The sequence below is a fragment of the Halomonas heilongjiangensis genome (assembly GCF_002879645.1).
Lineage (GTDB): Bacteria > Pseudomonadota > Gammaproteobacteria > Pseudomonadales > Halomonadaceae > Halomonas > Halomonas heilongjiangensis.
Genome location: NZ_PNRE01000025.1, coordinates 147223 through 165132, shown reverse-complemented (window position 1 = coordinate 165132; position 17910 = coordinate 147223). Strand labels below are relative to the sequence as shown.

At 61.5% G+C, this 17910-nt stretch carries 10 protein-coding genes; all 10 read left to right on the top strand.

Annotated features, from left to right (window positions below):
* Nucleotides 1-12: 12 nt before the first annotated feature.
* The 10 genes from C1H66_RS05625 (at nucleotide 13) to C1H66_RS05580 (ending at nucleotide 17830) form a co-directional block, all read left to right on the top strand.
* Entirely contained in the window at nucleotides 13-3369 is a 3357-nt protein-coding gene (locus C1H66_RS05625; RefSeq protein WP_170064093.1) for a CapA family protein, read from the top strand.
* A 92-nt stretch (nucleotides 3370-3461) separates the two neighbouring features.
* Nucleotides 3462-5165, top strand: coding sequence for an acylphosphatase (locus tag C1H66_RS05620; protein ID WP_102626917.1), 1704 nt, complete (start codon nucleotides 3462-3464; stop codon nucleotides 5163-5165).
* Between the two features lie 39 nt (nucleotides 5166-5204).
* Complete coding sequence (locus C1H66_RS05615) at nucleotides 5205-6155, top strand: hypothetical protein (protein ID WP_102626916.1); 951 nt, start codon at nucleotides 5205-5207, stop codon at nucleotides 6153-6155.
* Between the two features lie 137 nt (nucleotides 6156-6292).
* The gene (locus C1H66_RS05610) at nucleotides 6293-7690 is read left to right on the top strand and encodes an ATP-binding protein (protein WP_102626915.1); all 1398 of its coding nucleotides are present in this window, start codon (nucleotides 6293-6295) and stop codon (nucleotides 7688-7690) included.
* A gap of 440 nt (nucleotides 7691-8130) precedes the next feature.
* On the top strand, nucleotides 8131-8796 hold the full coding sequence (locus C1H66_RS05605; protein WP_170064092.1) for an ATP-grasp fold amidoligase family protein: 666 nt from the start codon (nucleotides 8131-8133) through the stop codon (nucleotides 8794-8796).
* A 24-nt stretch (nucleotides 8797-8820) separates the two neighbouring features.
* Entirely contained in the window at nucleotides 8821-9888 is a 1068-nt protein-coding gene (locus tag C1H66_RS05600; RefSeq protein ID WP_110286012.1) for a hypothetical protein, read from the top strand.
* Nucleotides 9889-9908: 20 nt separating this feature from the next.
* Nucleotides 9909-11927 (top strand): glycosyltransferase family A protein, encoded by a 2019-nt coding sequence (locus C1H66_RS05595; protein WP_170064091.1) that lies wholly within the window; start codon nucleotides 9909-9911, stop codon nucleotides 11925-11927.
* The gene (locus C1H66_RS05590) at nucleotides 11911-13392 is read left to right on the top strand and encodes a glycosyltransferase family 4 protein (RefSeq protein WP_102626911.1); all 1482 of its coding nucleotides are present in this window, start codon (nucleotides 11911-11913) and stop codon (nucleotides 13390-13392) included. Before C1H66_RS05595 ends, C1H66_RS05590 begins: the two co-directional genes overlap by 17 nt.
* Nucleotides 13389-15635: a glycosyltransferase family 2 protein gene (locus tag C1H66_RS05585; protein ID WP_170064090.1), complete on the top strand. Its 2247-nt coding sequence runs from the start codon at nucleotides 13389-13391 to the stop codon at nucleotides 15633-15635. Before C1H66_RS05590 ends, C1H66_RS05585 begins: the two co-directional genes overlap by 4 nt.
* On the top strand, nucleotides 15632-17830 hold the full coding sequence (locus C1H66_RS05580; protein WP_102626909.1) for a glycosyltransferase family 2 protein: 2199 nt from the start codon (nucleotides 15632-15634) through the stop codon (nucleotides 17828-17830). Before C1H66_RS05585 ends, C1H66_RS05580 begins: the two co-directional genes overlap by 4 nt.
* The last annotated feature ends 80 nt before the right edge of the window (nucleotides 17831-17910 follow it).

Sequence of the window (17910 nt, the reverse complement as noted above, 5' to 3'; positions counted from 1 at the left end):
GGGGGCGCCAGGATGACAGTGCACAATGAAATCTTTGATGATGATGGGATAAAGGAGTTCCTGAGTGGGGAACTGAACAGATTCTCGAGTCCCATACATCTTAGAATACAAGATGAAAAGATAAAGAACCTTAATTCCTTCATGATTGCTGAGGAGTTTCAGCGGCGTGGTCATTTCGTCGTATGGGAGAAGAAGTCTAACATCGAGGTAATCGGCTTTCAGCCGAAACTCACGTTCTCCTTTTCTCACCTGAAGGGGTTCTCTCGCCTCGCAATAAGGTTGCTGCGAGACAAGGGTGTCTTCAAGAAAGCCTTGAAGAAAGCCGGAATCAGCGTAGCTCCAGATATCGCGCTGTCCGTAGACGAGAAGGAAAGGGGTAGGCGGTTCATTGCCGAGAGCGAAGTGGCCTGTGTCATCAAGCCGGCATGCGGACACAAGGGAAAAGGGGTTACTGTCGGTGTAAATACCGAGGCTCAATTCGATTATGCTTGGGCGTTGGCGATAGAGAACAACCGAAATAATAGCAACATCCTCATAGAAAAGCAGTTCACGGGAGGGGTCGAGGCTCGTTTCCTCGTCGTGGGTGGAAAATGCGTGAGCGCCTGCCGACGAATTCCGCCAATTGTCGTTGGCGATGGGGAGAGCACTGTCGAAGAGCTGATCAAGGAGAAGAATAAAGAGAAGCGGAAAAGTCCAGGCCTGGTCATACGCCAGATCAAGCTCGATGCGCATCGGACCGAGCTGATCAAAGCCCAGGGATACGCCCTGGATGACGTGCCAAAATTGGGCTCCTATCTACTCATCGATTACAAGGCCGGTGCCAGTACCGGCGCCGATACCCTGGAAATCAGCGACTTGGTTCACCCTCGCTATCGAGAGATTGCCGAAAAAGTCTCTCGGGTAGCAAAAGATATTCCTGTTCTTGGTGTGGATATTATCTCAAGGAATTTTTCTGAAGCGCCAACGAGGAACAGCTATGTCGTTCTGGAGGCTAATGTTGCGCCAGGGCTGAGTGGCCATTGTTATCCTAGCTATGGCGAGAAAAAGGATATCATCACGCCTATAGTCGATTACGCCCTGTCGCTTGCCAAGCCGGTAGCGGCAACTCGTGCTCCTGCATGCAGTATGGCCGAGAAGCAACTGGTTGAAGAGGCTTCTACCAGCTTTGCCGAAAAACATCAGGAGCTGTTGAAAAGCGGTACAGACAGGGGGGCTGAGTCGATCTCCAGCGTGCTTGACCCTGCAGGCTTGACTACATTGGCAACGCGAATTTACGAGCATAATAGACTAGGGGAGTCATTAGTGTTCTTTGAAAGATCTCCATCGATGGTCAAGCCACTCACCGTTACCTTTTGCGGCGACACGAGCCTGGGGTATTATTATCTTGAAAAATCCAAGAGAAAATATGCCGAGGCTTATGAGCGCTTGCAGAAAGATCCCATGTCTTTTTTCGATGGCGTCAAGCCCGTTCTTGAGGGAAGTGATGAGGTCATCGTCAATCTAGAAACAGTACTGAGCCATGAGCCTGGCGCGCCTATAGAGGGCAAGGAGTATCCAGGCTGTGATGATCCGGACGTCACCATCAAGGTGCTCAAGGCGCTAGGGGTGACGGCCGTCACTCTGGCCAACAACCATTCAATGGACTTCGGGCCGGACAAGATGCTGGCCATGATCGAGAAGCTGGAAAGTCATGGCATCGCGGTCATCGGTGCCGGCCGGAATCTGGAGGAAGCCCGCAAGCCCTATCGCATACAGGTTCAGACGCGTGATGGGGTGAAGAACATCTATATCCTTAACGGCATGCGCTCAACCAGGCGATATGCGGGATATGGCTTTTTTGCCAAGCAAGACACGCCTGGCATTGCCAGCACCAACCTCAAGGGGATGTCACTCGAAATACGCAAGATAAAGGACGAGGACCCCAGTAGCACCGTGATCGTCTGCCCACACTGGCAAGGCATCGATTATCAGGATACGAGTGAAAAACACCAGGAATGGTGTCGGTCAATCATTGATGCCGGTGCGGATCATGTCATCGCCCATGGTTCACACAAGGCCGATAATATAGAAGCATATGGTGGCGGAACAATCTTCTATTCTATCGGGAATTTTATCTTTAACTCTCCTGGGCGTTATCTCTCCAAGGGGGCGAAGCCCTATAGCTTGATACCCAGGCTGACCTTTGATGATCTCCAAGGGGGCGAGAAAGGGAAGTTCTCTGTGTCCAGGATAATCACAGATAACAAGGCGACAAATTTTCGGGTCTCCGTGGCTGAGGATGGCATGTCCGGTCAATCTGTGGCAGTCGAAGAGTATGAAGCGATCGCCGACGAAGTGACCGAAGAGGGTAGTGGCATGGATTTCTCTTTACGCGAAAAAAATACTTACGAAGCCAAGCGTCCATTCTCTACATCCCCACTGCTCGCCCAGGAGTTGGGGCGGCTTGGTTTTAGTACAAGGAAACGTGGGGGGATCCTCGAAGCCAGTCTGAAAGGCAGAGTATGTACGTTCATGGAGACGGAGACGAGCTTCACCTCTCTGGTAGCATATCGAATTCTCAAGGATAAAGAGCGGGCCAGGGATTTCCTGGAAGGTGCGGGAATACAAGTAGCCAAAGGGGCGGCGTTCACGCTTGACGAGAAGGATCTTGCTCGCGAATTTGTCAAGGATCTTGGTCGTGTAGTTGTCAAGCCGGTCGATGGTAACAAGGGGAAAGGAGTTTCTGTCAATATTGGTTTGGAAGAGTTTGAGGAGGCATGGGGATCGGCGGCACAATATACGAAGAAGAAAATCATCGTCGAAGGCTATTTTTCCAATGGGAAAGAGGCGCGCTATCTGGTTGTCGATGGCAAGTGCGTCGCCGTCAGCATGAGAATACCTCCTCAAGTCAAGGGAGATGGGAAAAAGACGATAGCTGAACTCATCGAGTTGGAAAATGCGGCGAGGAAAAAGAATCCCAACTTGATGAGAAGGTTGCTCAAGATCGATGGAAGCCGGCTGACCGGCCTGCGTCAGCGTAGCTACGATCTGTCCTCGGTGCTCAAGCCAGAAGAAGTGGTCATCATCGATACCAAGGCTAATCTGTCAACTGGAGCAAACTCTGTAGATATTACAGATAACGTTCATCCGAGCATGAAGCGTGTGGCAGAGAGAGTGGCTCTATCCATACCCGGCCTGGATGTAGTGGGAATCGATATTCTTGCCTCCAACCATGAGCAGGAAGCCCAGGTTGGTAACTATATCATCGTGGAGGCCAACACCCGGCCGGGGATCGGTGGCCATCACTACCCTACTTATGGGGAGCCAAGGAATGTGGCCAGGTTCATCGCCGAAAGCGTGGCGAGAAAGTTTGGCGGAGCAACCAGATGAAGAACCAAGGATGAAGCCATTGGGGCAGATGATGAACCTTCGGCTGATCTCGACTGTGCAATACTTCTCCATGAGAGCCCTTTAGGTGTGTTATGAACTATTTTTCAAGAAAGGCGTTTGAAGCAAGAGGCGTTTCGCTGTGTGCCTATCTGATTGCGCTGGCAGGCTTTCAGAGAGGGCTCAGGATCACATTTTACAACGATCCTCAACTGACGACGAAGGTGACCACCGCCTCTGATCCCAGGGGGACAATCTTCAGCCTTTCTGATGACAAGGACGTCTATTTCTTTCTCAGGAGCAGGGGTAGCCTGACCTCCAAGGAGGCACACAAGAGCAGCATAAACAAATGGAAAACGAAGGAGTTGCTGCTCAATGCCGGGGTAGGCACACCCAAGGGGATCATGGTCGAAACGGGAAAGGCGCTGGAGGACGACGAGCTGTTCGCAAGCTTCGGATGCCGTGAAGTCGTTGTCAAACCGGTCTCGGGAAGCCTGGGCAAGGGGGTTACCACCGGCATCAAGAGTCAAGAGGAGCTGGTCGACGCTCTTGGTAACATACAGACAAGAAGGGTTGTGCTCGAGGAACATGTCGAAGGCGTCGAGTACCGCTATTATGTCGCTGGGGGTCGAGTAGTCGCAGTGACGGGCAGGGAAGCTGCCAATGTGGTAGGCGATGGTACAAGCACCATTCGCACCTTGATCATGAGCAAGAATAAGATCAGGGCCAGGAATCCACACCTGTCCAGTCGCAAGATCAAGCTGGATAAATCAACTCTCTCCTTCCTCCAGCTGCACGGGCACGATCTGTCGACCGTGCCTGCTAAGGATGAAAAGATCTATCTCTCCTCTGCTGCGAACCTGTCAAGAGGCGGGGACAGCATCGATGCGACTCACATCGTCTCTGAACAATCGAAGGAGGCTGCCGTCGCTGCGGCTCGAGCACTCAATATTCCCAATGCCGGCGTCGACATCATCAATGTCGTGCGAGATGGCGTCGAGTACAATTACGTCATCGAGCTTAATTCCCAGGCGCATATCGGATCTCACTCCTTTCCCATGAAGGGCGACGGGCAGGGAAATAAAGTTGCCGAGGCGATCGTGGAGAGCTACTTCCCCGAAAGAACGGAAAAAATCATTGAAGATGCCTTCTTTGATTTCTCCTATGTCAAGAATGGCCTGGGTACGGGGGGGCTCTCCGGGGTGTCGCTTCCCGTGCTCCGGGAGGGGATGGTCAAGAAACGCCTGAAGCTGTCATCTCCTCATTCTCCTGCCGTCGTTACAAGGCATTCCGAAAAGATAATGAAGCAGACCGGATGTTTCGGCGAAGTACATTCCTTTGGCGGAGGGATGTTTCACATGAGGCTGCTTGCCGAAGAAACGAATGCAGCTAGATTCAAGGAGCAGCTTGTCAAGAAGTTGGAAGACATTGAGATTCTCGAGGAGGGTGGGTTTACATCTCCGATCGATACGACTGTTCGTGTCGTGAATCACGTCGATGACAGTGAACCGAACCTGAGATCTTCCAGGCTGATCGTCAGAGGGAAGGTGCAAGGGGTTGGTTATCGAAAGTGGCTGAAATCCGCGGCAATGAAAAAATCCGTCGATGGCTGGGTAAGGAATCGATCCGATGGTGCAGTGGAAGCCATCCTGTCAGGCAATGCAAGCCAGATCGCAGAACTGATTGAAGAGTGTCGAGAAGGGCCGAGGAGATCCTATGTCGATCAAGTGTTGATCAAGCCAACAAAAATAACTCCAAAGTCCGGGTTCAGGGTTAGATCTACCCGTGAGTCTTTCTGACTTCCGGGATGATCTTTGACGACAAGACAGGGATGTGAAATGGAACTTATATCTTCGAATATCAGCAGCATGCACTTTGAGCAGGCGGCGATCGAAAAAGGCCTTTCCGTAACCAGGTCGAGCAAGTCCATCCTGATCAGTGATGGTCGGCGCAAGGTAAAAGTGAACAATAGTCTGATTGGGAAGCAATCCCCCCTGACCAAGGTGTTCAACAAGAAGGGCGCCTCCAAGCTTCTTCTGAAAACTCTTGGTGCCAATGTCCTCGATGGTTATCTGTTTAATGCTCGAGAGAGAGAGAAGGCCCTGGAATATGCCAGGTCTCTCGGTTGGCCCGTGGTGGTCAAGCCGGATGATGAGAACAAGGGCAGGAGTGTATACGTCAATATCGAGAGCGATCAGGACTTTATTCGATATTTCGACAGAGTGGCCGAAAAGTATGGCTCGGCCTTCGTCGAGGATCAGTGCAAGTTTTCTACAGAATACAGGTTTTATTGTGCCGGTGGTCGGGCACTTGCGGTAACCAAGCGAGTGCCTGCCAATGTCGTCGGCGATGGAGAGAGTTCACTGATCTCCTTGGTGGAAGCCAAGAACAGGCTGAAAAAGGAAAGACGATACCCTCGCATCAAGCTCAATGATGAGGTAGACCGCGTTCTGGACAAGCAAGGCCTGAGCCTGGATTCTGTTCCCGGTAAAGGCAGGACTGTATACCTTCGCTCGACATCCAATATTTCCACCGGTGGTGATAGTGTCGAGGTCATGGAAGACATGCATTCCTCCTATATCGATTCTCTGGAAAGGGTTTTTTCAAGGCTGCCGGGCACCTTCATTGCAGGCTTTGATGTGTTTATCAGAGATATGCATCAGCCGGCCAGTGATGACAATTGGTTTATCTGTGAAGTGAATAGAAGGCCCGCTGTCAGAATGCATATCTATCCCTGGGAGGGGCGGCCGAAGAATATTGGTAAAGAAATCATGGATATGCTGTTCTAGCGTTGGAGTGCCGTGGTGACGAGCCGGGTGTGGCTTGGCCGGAGCATCGAAATCACTGGGGGGCTGCTTGGCCTGGGCTCGAGGTCCAAGGTTTGTCATGGGATTCCGAACTGATTTTTCATTGAGGTGGAGTGGTTATGGATACTTTCGTTAGTTGGCCAGACGCCTTTTCACCTTCCGCGGTGAAAGACGCTTATGGTGACTCCCTTTGCGGCTATTGCATAGCCCTGGAGGCATGGCGGCGGGGTCTTGACGTCAAGGTTCGTGAGCCAAGATATAACAAGTATTTCATATCCAGCGAGGAGAAGACGCTGGCTTTCAACAAGTCTCTCCTGGTTCAGGACGGGAATCGTATACGAAAGCTCTCCAGGAATAAGCACAAGGTAAAAGAGATTCTGGCTGACAATGGGGTGAAAGTACCTCGGGGAGAAGTGTTTGGCGCCGAGGCTGGCCAGGAAGATGCCTTGTCATATGCCAGACACATCGGCTATCCAGTCGTTGTCAAGCCCTTGGTTGGCAGTCTGGGAAATGGGGTCTTTACCAATATTTCAACGGATGATGAACTCAGGAGGTACTATGAGTACTTGCGGGATGAGATGAAGGAGTCATCCGTAATAGTCGAGAGCCATTTTGCAGGAAGTGATTACAGGGCATTTGTCGTCGGCGACGAAGCCGTCGCTGTCATCAAGAGAGTTCCGGCCAATGTGAGGGGGGATGGAATACATACCATTGATCGCCTCATCAAGAAGAAGAACGCCTTCCGGAGACTCAATCCCTTCTTGTCCAAAGGTCTCATAAAGAAAGACAGGGAGGTGCTTGACTACATACAAAGAGCCGGTTACGACCTCGACAGTGTACTGCCAGAGGGAGAGGTGCTGTTCCTCAGGGGGAAGGCTAATGCTTCGGCCGGTGGAGACACCATCGATTGTACTGACCAGATACCCCGCAAGGTGAAGGATGCTGCGGTTCTCGCTGTAAAGTCAATTCCGGGCCTGCAGCACTGCGGGGTCGATGTCTTGTTCGATGAGGTGAGTGAGGAGTATTGCATTCTCGAGCTCAATACCAGGGCTCAGATAGGGATCAATATGTATCCGGTCGAGGGTGAGGGGAGGAACATTCCCAAGATCATTGTCGATCACTATTTTCCGGAGTCTGTAGGGTCGAGTGTAAAATTCTCCTCTCGCATCGCCTTCAGTCACCAGAGAGTACGGAATGCGCTGAAGGGGGGGGCGATAGATGAAGTATCCTTGAGTCCCTTTCCCCGGTTAAGCAACATGTCTCGAAGAAAATTTATTTTCTCATTCTCGGATGTTTCACCCGATGCCGCCTCCGACCGGCTTGCCAGATTGGCTGATCGCCATGGGGTCTTCGGGTTCGTGAGGAAGGGTGCCGAGGGGAGGGTTGAAGTGGTAGCGGCTGGAGCAAGGAAGAGAGTCAGGAATTTTCAAAGTAAAGCAGTGTCCCAGCTGGGGTTTGCCAAGGAAAAGGAAACGAAGTGGCGCCATGTAGTGAAGAACTGCTTTGAATGTCAATGAGATACCAAGAGGTTTGTGAATGGCTCTTGATCGCTTGTTGAGACTACTTTTTCGCCAGCTCATAAGGCCCATCATCAGAAAGCTGCCCATGCCTGTGGTGATTGGCCTGGCGGCAGTGATGCTGGTGCTTATGTTCGTTTTTCGATGAGTCCCGTGTGAAACAACTTCTGCCCCGAGCTGCGACCGCCAGGGCCGCAGCCAGTCATGACGTGCCCGTTGCCTTGGCGGCCTTTCCGAGCTTCACCTGTTTCCTGGCCGAGCCGGATGGTCTCTCCTGGATACGTGCCGCACATCCCGCACGCAAGGGGACAGCGCCGCAGCCGCCATCCTTCCGCGTTGGCATGGATGCCCTGGTGCGTCGCTATCAGCGAGAGGCGTCGTTACCGGGTGTCCGGCCCTTCAATCGGCTCGCCAATGATCGTGGATGGGTCGGGCGGCGAATGAGTGAGTTGGGCGTCGCTACGGCGCGTATCCTGCGGGATGATTTCCCGCTACAGAATCTGCGCGAGGCCCTCGAGGGCATCGAGGAGTGTGTGATCAAGCCCAGGCAGGCACACAGCTCGCGTGGCGTGATGTCGCTGCGTCGCGTGGGCGAGGTGACCTTCACTTGCCTGCAGCAGCGGTGCGAGCTCAGCCTGGTCGAGATTCTCGATGATCTCTACCGCGACATGCGTGAGCACCAGTTTCCCAACCACTGGCAGCTCGAAGAGCTGCTGCTTCCGCCTTCCGGGCTGCTGCGCCCGGTGGACGACTTCAAGTTCTACGCCTTTCGGGGCCGCGTCGGCCTGATCCTGCAGGTGTCCAGGGCTACCCAGGGCACCCACTACCGTTGGTACGACCGTGACTGGCAGCCGGTGCAGACGGGCAAGTACGCAGAGGCTCTCGATCCCGCGCTGCTTCCCCCTCGTGCCCCGGACGCCATGCTGGCGCTGGCCGAGCGGGTGTCGGCGGCCTTGCCGACGCCGTTCTGTCGCATCGACCTCTACGAGGCTCGTCAGGGGCTGGTGCTGGGGGAGCTGACGCCGGAGCCGGGAACCTACCATGCCTTCGGCGAGCAGGCCGATCTCTATCTGGGCGCCATGTTCGAGATGGCGCAACATCTCTAATCCCTTGCCGCAGGTAAGTGGCCAATGAATCTATGGACGAATGTTCGAGAGACCCTGATCAGCAAGACAGTGGAGTCTCACGATACGATTTTCGAGGCGATGAGGACCCGGGCGCTCGGCCCCTTGCTGATCGCCAGGGAAGCCGAGCGCGATGGCGCCAGCATCGAGTGGCTATCGCGCTATATGTTCGTTGCGCGTGTGGAAGACGTCGATATTCTGTTCCACGATAGCCGCTCGCTGGATACCACGGTGGCGGCAACCTTTGCGGGCCGCAAGGATCTGACGCGTGTCCTGCTGCAGCGCTCGGGTATTCCCGTCGCCCCGGGTGGCGTGGCCAAGAGCCTGGCCAAGGTCTCGGCCATGCAGCAGCGCTTGAATGCGCCGCTGGTCATCAAGCCGAAGACCGGTACCAAGGGGTACGGCATCTCGGTGGGCGTACAGACACCCACCGAGCTCAAGCGGGCGTTCCGCCGAGCCAACAAGGCGGGTGGCGGTGTGCTGGTCGAACGCCAGATGTCGGGGGTCGAGTACCGCGTGCTGGTGGTCGGTGGAGAAGTGGTGGGTGCCCTGGGCAAGGATGCGGCCCATGTGGTGGGCGATGGGCATTCCACCATCGCCGAGCTCATCGAGGCCAAGAATGCCCTGCGCGCCAGGAATCCCCATCTCTCCACACGCTTGATCAAGGTGCGCAAGCATATCCGTACCAACCTCGAGCGGCAGCAGCTCGGCGTCGAAAGCGTGCTGCCGGAAGGCCGGAAGGTCTATCTCCGCCAGGAAGCCAATTTCTCTGCGGGTGGGGAGACGCTGGATGTCACCGACGCGCTGCCCGAATCCGTCAAGGCGCTCACCGTGGCGGCGGTGGCGGCCATTCCCGGTCTGGAGCTGGCGGGCGTGGACATCATGCTCGACAGCGAGGTGCCCGATGAACGCCCGGCGGCCTGTGTGCTGGAGATCAATACCAACCCCGGTATCGGTGGCCATCACTTCCCTGCGGTCGGACAGCCGCGCAACGTGGCCCGGGCCATCTGGCGGCATACTCGCGCCATGATGACGGCGCGCCAGGCCTGGCGTGAAGGGCCTCGCCTCCGATGACTCTCGTGACGAGGGGTGGGGTGCTGCGCTGGCTAGGGCGGTTGGGCCACTTCCTGCCCCTGTGGCCCAGCCGGGCAGAGCGTGGCCAGCTTGCGCTGATTCGTCGTCATGGCATGTTCCAGCCTGACTACTATCGGGCACAACTGCCGGCCTGGCGACGTCCGTTGGCCTGGCGGCCGGCGCTGCACTTCCTGCGCCATGGCTGGCGGCAGGGCTATGCGCCGGATCCCCGCTTCGTTCCCCAGTGGTATCTGCAGCGCTATGCCGACGTGCGTCAGGCCAATGCCAACCCGTTGGTGCACTTCCTGCGCCATGGCGTCCACGAAGGGCGTCGCCCGTCGCCCCATGGGGCACTGAGCGATCTGCCCTTCCTGCGAGCCTCGGCGATCTGGTATCACCAGCAGCTCTGGCATGGGCACGCCCAGGCCGCCTTGCCGCGGCTGCAGGCCCTGGCCCGGGGGGGCGATGGGGCGGCGCACTGGTATCTCGCAGGCTGGCACTACGGCCATGGCCGTTATCGTGAGGCACTGGCGCACCTGGCACATGAACGGCCCCTGGCGGCCAGCCCCTTTGCCCCCTACTTGGCCCAGGCTCGGGTGAAGTGCCGGCTGAGGCTGCGGCAGGATGCCGAGGCATTGGCCGAGCTGGCGGCCGGCCAGTTAGGCGACGATCCCTCGGTCCGTGCCCTGGTCGAGGCGAGTCTCGCCGCACGGCCTGCCGAACAGCGGCTGACCGCGCTGAATCGACTGTATGAGCGTCACAAGCTGGCACCCTTGCGCCTCCGGCGAGGAGCGAGTGTCGGCCTGTCCGGACTGGAAACGCGACGGGTCACCGCCACGCCACGCCGTCAGATGCCGCTGGTCTCGGTAGTGGTGCCCGCCTTCGAGGCCGAGGAGACCCTGGAGGTGGCGCTGGATAGCCTGCTGGCGCAGAGCTGGCCCCACCTCGAGATCCTGGTGGTCGATGACGCCAGCAGCGATGGCACGGCCGAGCTGGTCGAACGGCGCGCCGAGTGCGAGCCGCGACTGAAGCTGCTGCGACACGAACGCAACCTCGGCGCCTATGCGGCGCGCAATACCGGCATGCGTGCCGCGCGTGGCGCCTATGTCACGGTGCACGACAGCGACGACTGGTCGCATCCTCAGAAGATCGAGCAACAGGTCATCGCGCTGCTGACGCACCACGACGCCAGGGGGGCGCTCTCGTTCTGGGTCCGGGCCGACCCGCAACTGCGGTTCGTCGGCCCCTGGCACCTGTGCGGTGACTGGTTGGAGGTCAATCCCTCGTCGCTGATGGTGCCCCGCGAGGTGCTGGATGAGCTTGGCCTGTGGGATCCGGTGCGTGTCGCGGCCGACAACGAGTTCGTCGAGCGGTTGACGCGTCGCTACGGCGAGCAGGCGTTGTTGAGGGTCTGTCCCCAGGTGCCGCTGGCATTCTCGCTGGTCCAGCCCGACTCCCTGACCCAGCATTCGGCCACGCACGTGCGCACGGTCAACAATGGCTTGCGCCACCTCTACCATCAGGCGGCGCGTTGGTGGCATGGACGCCAGGTGGTGCCGGTTCTGGATGCCCAACACCATCGCCGGGCCTTTCCGGCGCCGCTGGGGAGCCTGCCTCTGGCCCCCAGAGCGTTCGACTTCGCGGTGCTGGCCGACCTCTCGGCGCGTAATCCCGAGCTGAGAGCGGTGCTCGAGTGCGTGTTGCGGCTGCGTCAAGCGGGGCTGGCCGTGGTGCTCTGCCCCTGGTCACGACCGGATGACTTCGCCTCACGGCGGGTGGCCGATGAAGTCTGGGAGCTCTGCCACGAGGAGGAGTTGGCCGTTGCCCATGCCGGGATCACCCTGGCCGCCGGAGAGTTGCTGGTGCAGGCGCCGGGGACGCCGGAGAGCTGGCCCGACAGCGTGCCGTGGCTGCGGGTCGAGGAGGGGATACGCTGGCTGAACCGGGAGCCCTTGCCGGAACGGCTGGCCGAGCCCTTGAGGGCCTACCTGGCCCAGGGGGGCAGGGAAGTCGAGAGGCCCTGTGTTGGGGGTGATTGAGCCGTGGCGACAAGGGTGGCGTCGGCATGGCTGGCGCTACCCCTGGCTGCTGCTGGCCGCACGGCGTCTGCTGGACCGCGCCTGGTACCTGGCGCGCTACCCCGATGTGGCCGAGTCGGGGATGGATCCGCTGCGGCACTTCGTCGACTTCGGCCTGGGGGAGGGCCGTGAGCCCTCGCCGCATCTCAGCCTCAGCGGCTATGGCTGGCGTCATGGGCGCGGACGCTGGCAGGGCGGCGAGGCGCTGCTTCACTACTGGGCATGGGGACGCCGGCGTGGCCTCGACCCGCTGCCCCTGGTCGCCGGTCGGGGCAGAAACGGTGGCGAGGGAAGCCCGCGGCTGGTCGTGTGTGCCCATGACCTGGGCCCGCGGCTGTTCGGTGCCGAGCGCAGCCTGCTGGACGTGGTGCGAGGCCTGGAGGCGCTGGGGGCCGAGGTGGTGGTGGCCGTGCCCAATGCCAGCCAACCGCACTACCTGGCCGAACTGCTGGCCCATTGCCGTGCCGTCAAGGTGCTGCCCTACGCCTGGTGGCAGGCGCATCGGCCGGCCTGTCCCGACAGCGTCGAGGCCTTCCGGCGGCTGCTCGCCGAGTGCCGGGCCGAGGGGGTCTATCTCAATACCCTGACCCTGGAGACGCCGGCACTGGCCGCCCGGGCCCTGGGCCTTCCGGTGATCACCCATGTGCGCGAGCTGCCTGCCCACGATCCGGCGCTCTGCCGGACCCTGGGGGCCGAACCGGCGTCGGTGGTGGCGCGGGTGATGGCGATGTCCGACCTGATCGTGGCCAACTCCCGCTGCACGGCCAGGGCGTTCGAGGGCCAGGGGACGGCGGTGAAGGTGGTCGCCAATACCCTGGATATGGAGGCGTGGACCGCGCTGGCACCGCCCGGGCCGACGGATGGCCGCCCCCTGCGCGTCGGCATGCTCGGCAGCCTGGTGGCCAAGAAGGGGCTTGCGGACTTCGCGGCCATGGCCGCGGCGCTGTCGACGCGGGGCCTCGAGGTCGAGTGCCGGTTGTACGGGGCTTCCACCCCGGAGCTGGAGACGCTGCTGGCCGCGGATCGGTCCCGCCGGCTGGTTCATCGAGGCTATGTCGAGGATCCGCGCGAGGCGCTCGCCGAGCTGGACGTAGTGGTGAACCTGTCGCGTTTCCAGGAATCCTTCGGGCGCACCGTGCTCGAGGCCATGGCGGCGGCGCGGCCGGTGGTGGCCTATGCCTGGGGGGCGCTGCCGGAGCTGGTGGGCGAGGGGCGCACGGGGGTTCTGGTCCCCTTCGGCGACCCCGAGGCGGCCGCGGCGAGCATCGCCGAGCTGGCCGGCCATCCCGACCGGTTGGCCGCCATGGGCGCGGCCGGCCGCGAACGGGCCCTGACACACTACGGACAGGCGGCATACCTCGATGCGCTCGGCCAGGCCATCGAGACGCTGTTTCCAGTGACGAGAACGAAGCGATTATCGACGTGAACAACGGATTACCGAAGCTGGGCGTGGCGGCCATCGTCAAGAACGAACTGCCCGACCTGCGGGAGTGGATCGCCTTCCACCTGGCGGTGGGGGTATCGCACTTCCTGATTGCCGACAACGGGAGCAACGACGGGACGCGCGAGTATCTCGCACTGCTCGAGACCCTGGGGCTGGTGACCCTGCTCGAGGTGCCAACGGTGGGCGACGAGAAGCCGCAGCTGGGCGCCTATCGGGCGTTGCTGGCCCGCTGTCCCGACGCGCTGGACCTGCTGGCCTTCATCGATGCCGATGAATACCTGCTGCCGCTGGAAGGCGATACAGGGCCACCCTCCCTGTTGCCGTGGCTGGCGCGGCTCTTCGCCGACGCGTCGGTAGGGGCACTGGCCCTCAACTGGGCCTGCTTCGGCTCGTCGGGAGCGCGCTTCCGTGAGGAGGGGCTGGTCATCGAGCGCTTCGTGCAGCGGGCGCCGCGCAGCTTCCGCACCAATCGCCACTACAAGAGCATCGTACGGCCCGAGCGTGTGACGGCATTTCTCAATCCACATCATGTCACGCTGGACCATGGCCACTACGTGAACGCCAGGGGACAGCGGCTCGAGCCGCTGGAGGAGCGCCCGGGCCTCAGTCGCAAGGTGGTGTGGGGCGGTGCTCGGGTCAACCACTACCTCATCAAGTCGGTGGAGGAGTTCCTGCTCGGCAAGTCGGTGCGCGGGAGTGCGGCGACGCCGGGCTACCACAAGGGACGCGACTACTTCGAGCGCTTCGACCGCAACGACAAGACCTGTCGCCTGGCCGAGCGGCTGGCGCCCGAGGTGCATCGCCAGTTGCTGGCGCTGCCGGTGGAGCGCCAGGAGGCCCAGCGTGAGCTCCCTGGGCATCGGCGCGGGGCGCTGCGCCGGCTCGCACGGTGGCTCCTCGCGGGGGAACGCGCGGGTGTCGCCTCGGCACTGCCCGAGCCCGTCGCCGAATGGACCCTGGAGACGCCGACCGCCAGGCGCACGGTGCGGACGCCGCGCGGCCTGTTGCTCCAGGGCCGGATGTGCCTGGCCGAGGGGGTCGACGCCGGGCGGGCGTCGCTGCGGGTGAGCTGGGAGGAGGAGAGCGACCTGGTCTATCCCCTGGCCCTGGACCGCCGGCAGGATGGCCGCTGCGCCGCGCACTTCCGTGTCGAGGTGCCGCGTCCGGCCGGCGACCTGGTGCTTCACCTGCTACTCGATGACCGGGTGCTGGAGCTCGAGCGCCTGAGCATCGATGCCGAGGCGGTGACGGTCGGGGAGGGCGGCGTGCTGGTCGGCCGTGACGGGTGGCTGTTCCTGGATCGCGATACCAATGCCAGCGTGCATCAGCACTGTGGCCACCTGCGCTTGAATGCGTTGGGGCGGCAGCGCTGGGCGGCCTACGGGGAGGGGCTACGGGGCCTCGCGGGGTCGCTCGGGGCGGCCTGCGCCCTGCTGGCGGCACCCAGCAAGGAGCAGGTGATGGGCCAGTACCACCCGTTGCCGGCGGTCGGGGAGGGGCCGGTGGACCAGGTGGCGGCGACCTTGCCGGCCGCCCTGCTGGTCCACCCACTGGCGCCGCTGCGTGCCCTGGGCGATGCGGCCTATTACGTGACGGATACGCACTGGACGCATCGTGGTGCGCTGGCCGCGACCCTGGCGCTGCTGGAGACCCTGGGGCACGATCGCCGGCCGGCCGAGCGGCTGTTCGCCGCCGACGAGTATGCCCCCTTCCACGTCAAGGGCGACCTGGGCGGCAAGTTGCCATCGCCAAGAATGGCACCGGCGGAGCGCCAGGTCTCCTTCTCCCATGAACCCTACAAGTGCTATGACAATGGCTTGCCCAACATGGGACGAATGATCGTCTGGCAGAATCCCGAGGCGCTATATGGGCAGCAACACTGCCTGCTGTTCGGCGCCTCGTCGAGCCTCTCGATGTTCCAGTATCTGGTGCGGCTGTTCGGGCGCCTGACCTTCGTGCATTCGGCCGGCAGCATCGACGCCTCGCTGGCCCGGTCGCTGGCGCCCGATGTCCTGCTCGCCCAGACCAACGCCCGCTTCATGACCCGGGCCCCGAGCCTGACGTTCTGCCTGGCCGATGCCATTTCCCGCAAGGCGGAGGAGCTACGCGGGAGCGAGGCGCCGGTACCGCCGAATCGACGGGCCACGGTGGCGCCGCCGGAACTGGCGCGCCTGGGGCTCGTGACCTGGGACAGCGCCTTGCCGGCAGGGTGGTTCGAACCATGACGCACGAGTCCGCCATCACGGTGTCGCTGGGCATCGACCTCAAACTGCCGCTCAGCCCCGGCCATGGGGTGCACTGGCTGGCCGAGGAGGAGGCCTGGGAGGTCCGCTCGGAGGAGGCCGAATTCCAGACCACCCGCGGGTTGCCGCTGCCCGGCTGGTACATGATCGAACTGACGGCCGAGCGCTCGGTGACCACGGTGGCAGCGGGGTTGCTCCTCGAGGCCGGCAAGCGCAGCGTCCGCATCGATATGCCGCTGCGGGTGGGCAAGGTCACCAAGCGGCTGGTGTACGTGCCGCTCGGGGTCAGGCGGATCCGCTTTCGGCCGATGAATGCCGAGGGGCGTTTCCGGCTGCAGCGCTTCCGGCTGGTGTGGGTGACCCCCGCCTTCGCCCGCGACCGGCTCGTACGGCGGCTGATCAATGCCCATGCCGCCTATCGTGACCGGACCCCGCGCGAGGTCGTGCAACGGCTGCGGGAGGCGGCGCGCCGGCAAGCGTTGAGCTGGCGGCAGGTGGCGCTGCGCGAGTACGAGACCACCTTCGTCAGCCTCTGTTCGCGTCGCAACTACCGGCACTGGGTCGAGACCCTGGAGCGCCGCCCCGATGCCCGGGCGGTTCGCGACGGTCTGGCAACCCTGTCGCCCCCCTCGGTGCTGGTGGTGCTGCCGATGGAGGCGACGAGCCCACCGGCGGCCTGGCAGGCGACCCTGGCGAGCCTGCGCGGCCAGGCGGTGACGTCCTGGCGAGCGGTGGCCGTGGTCGCGGATCCCGCCCGGCAGGCCGCGCTGGTCGACGAGCTGGCCCGGGAGCCCGGGCTGAGCGTGGCAACGCAGGCGAGGCCGGCGCCGGATGAGTGGGTGCTGTGCATGTCGCCGGGGGATCGCCTGGCCGACCAGGCGCTCCATTCCCTGGCCGCGGCGCTCGAGGCGAATCCGCGGGCCCAACTGGTGTATGGCGACGAGGACCGTGTCGATGCCGAGGGGAGGCGCCAGGCGCCCCGCTTCAAGCCGGCCTGGAATCCCGATCTGCTGCTCTCCCACGCCTACCTGGGACGGGCGGTCTTCTTCCGGGGCGATGCCTGGCAGGCGTTGGCGGCGGGACGCGAGCCTCCCGGGGGGTGTGCGCCCGAGGCCTGGGTGCATGAGCTCGCCCTGGGGTTCCTGGCCAGGCGGGGCGAGCAGGCGGCCGTCTGCTGCACCCATGTCGGCAGGATCCTCTACCACGCGGTGGACGCCCTGCCCGGGGTGCCTGCCGAACACTGGCCGACGCTGGTGGGGCACCACCTGCAGGAACGGGGGTTGACGGCCGAAGTGGGCCCGGGACTGTTGCCGGGGAGCGTGCGGGTGCGCTGGCCGTTGCCCGCCCCGGCGCCCCTGGTGAGCCTGTTGGTGCCGACCCGCGACGGGGTGGAGATCCTCCGCCCCTGCGTCGATGCGATCCTCGCGCGCACGGCGTATCGGCACTTCGAGTTGCTGATCCTCGACAACCAGAGCCGTTGCCCCGAGACCCTCGCCTACATGGAGTCGGTGACGCGCCGCGACCCGCGGGTACGGGTGCTGCGCTGGGACCATCCCTTCAACTATTCGGCGATCAACAACTTCGGCGCGGCCCAAGCCCGGGGCAGCGTCATCGGCTTGATCAACAACGACGTGGAGCCCATCGACGGGGCCTGGCTGGAGGAGCTGGTCAGCCAGGCGTGCCGGCCGGAGATCGGCTGCGTGGGCGCCAAGCTCTACTACCCCAATGGCACCATCCAACATGCCGGGGTGATCCTCGGCCTGGGCGGCGTGGCCGGGCATGCGCATCGCTTCTTCCAGCGGCATGAGGAAGGCTATGGGGGGCGCCTGAAGCTGGTGCAGAACCTCTCGGCGGTGACGGCCGCCTGCCTGCTGCTGCGCAAGGAGGTCTTCGACGCGGTGGGCGGGCTCAACGAGTCCGATCTGGCCGTGGCCTACAACGACGTGGATCTCTGTCTGAAGGTCCGCGAAGCCGGGTACCGTAACCTCTGGACCCCCCATGCCGAGCTCTACCACCACGAATCGGTGTCCCGCGGGGCGGACGATACGCCGAAGAAGCGGGCCAGGGCGCTGCGGGAGGCCGACTACATGCGCCGTACCTGGGGCAAGTTGCTGGATACGGATCCCGCCTACAACCCGAACCTGACGCTCATCCACGAAGACTTCTCGCTGCGGTAGGCGCCCGGCTGGTTCGCTCGGCGGCGCCGAGCGAACCGGCCGGCGGCCGAAGCCTGGCAGGAATTGCAATGAAGGAAAGG